This is a genomic window from Rhodococcus sp. IEGM 27 (assembly GCF_033142305.1).
Taxonomy (GTDB): domain Bacteria; phylum Actinomycetota; class Actinomycetes; order Mycobacteriales; family Mycobacteriaceae; genus Rhodococcus_F; species Rhodococcus_F oxybenzonivorans.
On record NZ_JAWLSG010000033.1, the window covers coordinates 1 to 4415 of the forward strand.

Annotated in this window: 3 protein-coding genes; all 3 read left to right on the forward strand. The window is 66.9% G+C overall.

Annotated features, from left to right (window positions below; genetic code table 11):
• Nucleotides 1-152: 152 nt before the first annotated feature.
• From R4P95_RS33345 to R4P95_RS33355, 3 genes are read left to right on the forward strand one after another with little or no spacing between them, the layout of a single operon-like run.
• Entirely contained in the window at nucleotides 153-1310 is a 1158-nt protein-coding gene (locus R4P95_RS33345) for a tyrosine-type recombinase/integrase (RefSeq protein ID WP_317747483.1), read from the forward strand.
• Nucleotides 1307-3751 carry a site-specific integrase gene (locus tag R4P95_RS33350; protein WP_317747484.1) on the forward strand — a complete coding sequence of 815 codons (2445 nt, stop codon included), beginning with the start codon at nucleotides 1307-1309 and terminating at the stop codon, nucleotides 3749-3751. The genes R4P95_RS33345 and R4P95_RS33350 overlap by 4 nt, the downstream gene beginning before the upstream one ends.
• Nucleotides 3748-4293 carry a DUF6262 family protein gene (locus R4P95_RS33355; RefSeq protein ID WP_317747485.1) on the forward strand — a complete coding sequence of 182 codons (546 nt, stop codon included), beginning with the start codon at nucleotides 3748-3750 and terminating at the stop codon, nucleotides 4291-4293. The genes R4P95_RS33350 and R4P95_RS33355 overlap by 4 nt, the downstream gene beginning before the upstream one ends.
• Nucleotides 4294-4415: the final 122 nt, after the last annotated feature.

A 4415-nucleotide genomic window follows, 5' to 3' on the forward strand; every position in this document is an offset into this window, starting at 1 on the left:
TTCCCTCCGGGTCGGGACGGTGTTGCTGACTGTTGCTGTAGGTGATCCATTCCTTCGGTGGGCAACGGGTTCTCACCCCGTGTCGGTCAGGTGGCTGTCGTGTTCCGACAGTCATGATCGATGCAGGAGGTAGAGAGTTGCGATCATTTCCCGTGAAGCTTCCGTCAGGTGTCCGGTACTGGACAGTGATCGACGACAATCTGCGGACGGTGCCGGTCGCAGATGCGTATCTGCGATACGTGCGGTTCGGACGCGACGATGCCGAGTCGACGACCAAGAGCTACGCCGGAGCGGTGGCGCTCTACTTGACGTGGTGCGGACTGGCACACCTGGACTGGCGGACAGCCGCCGACCGACTGGGGACATTCATCTTGTGGCTGCGGCACACTCCCTCCGAATGCGGCAGGCCAGGCGCGTCGGTGATGTTGGCCGGTCCGGGGGCCGATGCGGCGCGTGGACCGCGTCGGATCAACGCCGTGCTGGCCGCGGTGCGGGGGTTCTTGACGTTCGCGGTCGACCAGGGCGAGGCCCCGCAGGATGCGCTGCGGCAGCTCTACGAACTGGCCGACAGCCGGAGCTTGCCGGCGGAGGCTCGCGGTGAGGAAGGCGCGTGGCGGCTGCGGATGCGTGCCCGGCACCGGGTGCAGGTCGCCAAGAGCCGGCCGGACCGGGCCAGCGATCAGGAGGCGGTGGCGCTGCTGCGCGCCTGCCGTTCGGCACGCGACCGACTGCTGGTGCTGGTGCTGTGTCGGGCGGGGCTGCGGCGCAGCGAGGCGGTTGGGTTGCGGCGGGAGGACATCCACTTCCTGCCCGATTCGTCGGGGCTGGGCTGCGACTTTCCCGGTTCGCACCTGCACGTGGTCCGGCGTGACAATGTCAATGGGGCCTGGGCGAAGTCGCGGCATTCGCGGACGGTTCCTGTCGACCGGTTGGTTGTGCAGGCTCACGACCAGTATGTGCTCGAGCGCGCGGGCGTCCCGGACGCTGCCGGGAGCGACTTTGTGTTCGTCAACCTGTTCCGGCCGCCGGTCGGCGCTCCGATGAAACCGGGGGCGGTGAACGATCTGTTCGTCGCGCTGCGCGGCCGGGCGGGGGTCGACCGGCGGGTGCCGCCACATGCGCTCCGCCACGCGTTCGCCAGTAACGTGCTCGACGCGGGCGGGGCGCTGGACGAGGTGCAGGACCTCCTCGGTCACGCCTCTATCGGTTCGACGCAGGTCTATGCCCATCCCGCGCCCGAGCGGCTGCGGCAAGCGGTCGAGAGGGTGCCCTCGCCGCGTCTGCGGGCTGACGGTAAGGATGCGCAGTGACCGTCTCGGAAGCCGCACCGCACAGGCATGGGTTCACCGGCGATGACGATTATCGACTGAAAGCGTTGCTGGACAAGGAGTTCCTTGTCGGCGCAGGCTGGGACTGGGAGACGATGGTGCTGTCCCCGCCCGCGGACCATCCCACTCTCGGATCCGCCGTCTGCCGGGTGCCGGGCTGCGAGGCCCTGGTGGAACACATCAGCAAGGGCGTGTGCGGGGTCTGCGCCCACCGAATGGCCCGCAGTGGCAGCAACGAGCTGCCCGATTTCTGCACGAAGACCTACACGGTCGGCGTCGGGCTCTGCGCCGTGGGCTGCGCGAGGCCCTGGGAGTCACGACGGCGGCCGTTGTGCGCTGCCCACGGGCACCTGCAGGGCACCGTGCTCCAGATCCCCATCGTTGAGTTCCTGGCCCGCCCAGACCTTCGGCCACTGCCCGGATTCGGCCCCTGCAGCGTGCTGGCCTGCACACGGCTGCGCTACAACGGCACATCCCCGTTCTGCAAGGCACATCACCGTCGATGGACTCTCGCGGCCGGGGCTGATGAGGGGCTGAGCCTGGACCGATGGTGCCGCACCGAATCGGCTGTCGTAGAAGCGGGCAAGATCAGTTTGCGGGGCCTGGCCGAGCGGGTCGTCGCCGAGGTGCTCTACGGACTCCAGCAGCGCTGCGCCGAGAACATCAAGACAAACCGGGCGGTACTGCGACCGTTGTGCGACGAACTGCGGCGAACTCAGGTCGGCTCAGTTACCGACCTCCGAGAGCAGACGCGCCGCCAACGTCGGTACCTGCAGCAGTCCCTGATTGCGCACTGCCGGCGCGGCCTGTCCTCACCGCAGTCCGAACAAGCCAAAGACATTTGGGATCTGCGGGTGTTCGGCCATCGGAGCAGCCTGGATTTCACGGTCATCGGGCTGCCGTGGTTGCGGACGGCCGCCAAGCGGTGGATGGTCGAGGACCTACCGAGGCGGCGGGGGATCAACGCCCCCAGTATCTGGCAATACACCCTGAACTCACTGGTCGAGCTGTCCGCCAGCCTCCAGCTCCAGCGAGAAGACCACGGAGTCGACCTGCCGCTGCTGGGACGACCGGACATCGTCGCCTTCACCAACCGGCTGGCCTTCCTCCAACAGTCCGGCACGCTCAGCCTCAACCGGCGGATTTACGTCCTCCGGCACGTCCGGACGGTGCTGGCCTCGGCTCGATCGCAGGGCCTGACCCGCCCTGGCCAGCCACTGGCCGGACTGCCGGAGGACTTCTGCCTGGTCAAGGAGGATATTCCGCGCAGGGACCGCAGCGAGGGGCCCGGCCGGGCGCTCCCGGCGGAGGTCATGCGGCAGCTCTGCGACGGGCTGCCCCTGATCGAGACGATGACCACCTGCCGCGAAGTTCGGGTGATCATCGAGTTGATGATGGACACCGGACGGCGTCCGGAGGAGACCTGCGAGCTGCCGTGGGACTGCCTGGAACGTGACAAGGACGGCAAATACGTGCTGGTCTACGACAACCTCAAGTGTCAACGGCGGCGGCGGGAACTGCCTATCGCAGACACCACCGCAGCCATGATCGTCGACCAGCAGCGGCGTGTCCGTGACCGCTTCCCCGAGGAGCCCTTGGCCGGTTTGAAGCTGCTGCCCGCAGCGAAGATGAACCCGTTGGGCAGCAAAGGATTCCGTCCACATTTGGTGACCGAGCACCACCGGAAATGGGTGAAGGCCCTGCCGCCACTGCTGATCCGACACGGCGGCACCGAGATCGAGTTCGACAAAGCCAAGGTCTTCCCCTATGTCTACCGTCACACCTATGCCCAGCGGCATGCGGACGCCGGGGTCCCGGTCGACGTGCTCAGGGAGCTGCTCGATCACGAATCTATGGACACCACAAGGATTTACTACCGGGTCGGTGTCCAGCGGCAACGTGAGGCGGTCGACAAGGTCACCCGCCATCAGTTCAACCGCAACGGCAAGCATATCTGGCGGGAAGCTCAGGCCCTGCTCGACGCCGAGCATGCTCGTCGGGCCGTCGGCCAGGTCGCCGTCCCCTACGGCACCTGCCATGAGCCCACCAACGTTCAGGCAGGTGGCGGGGCCTGTCCGTTCAGGTTTCGTTGCGTGGGCTGTGACCATTTCCGCACCGACGTCTCCTATCTGCCCGATCTCACCGCCTACCTGCACGATCTACTCCGTAACCGCGAACGAGTCCTCGCCGCTGCCGAACTCGATGACTGGGCCAGGACCGAGGCGTTGCCGTCGCAGGAGGAGATCCGACGGGTCAAGGACCTGATCGACCGGGTCAAGCAGCACCTGGACGACCTCAGTGACGAGGAACGAGCCGATGTCGAACAGGCCACTACGGTGGTCCGGCGTGCCCGTCAACTCGCCTCGCTGGGCATGCCCCGCGTCCGGGCACCCCAACCAGACCTCCGCTTGGAGCGCGAATGACCAACCCCACCACCGGGATCACCTCAGCTCGTCGGGCACACAGCGCACGCTGCCGCCAGCGGGTGATCAAGGCCCTCAACACCGCCATCGAGTCCGGCGCCGAGATCAGCGTCTCCGCCATCGCCCGCAGGGCAGGAGTGAATCGCAGCCTGTTCTACCGGTACCCCGACCTGCGCGCGCTGGTCTTGGCCAAAGCCGCCGAGCCGCCCGCCTCACCGACCACAGGACCTGCGGTCAGTCGCGCCTCCTTGATCGCTGATCTCGCGGGCGCGCACGACCGCATCAATCGACTCGTGCGAGAGAACATGCAACTTCGCGACCGGCTCTCCGAGGTCCTCGGCGACCAGGCATGGCGTGAGTCCGGATTCGGCGGCCCCGACGACATCGAGGAACTTCACCGCCGCAACACCGCACTCGAGCAGCAAGTCGTGGAACTGCGCCGGCAGCTCGGCGAGAAGGACGATGATCTCGACGCCGCCCGCATGACCAACCGCGAACTGATGGCCTCGCTCAACCGCGCCGCCGTAGCATCGTCGCCTTGACCCGGCGCGTCGTCTTGAACCACGCATGTCGCCCACGCTAATGTCAGGGAAGACAGCGCCTGACCTGCTCATACAGCGGCATTTCCGCTCACTCTCCGGCGCGGACCCCCAGGGAACAAGGG

What these genes read in the sequence shown, in the direction of transcription:
- R4P95_RS33355 (WP_317747485.1), top strand. Translation starts at nt 3,748, where the DNA reads ATGACCAACCCCACCACCGGGATCACCTCAGCTCGTCGGGCACACAGC.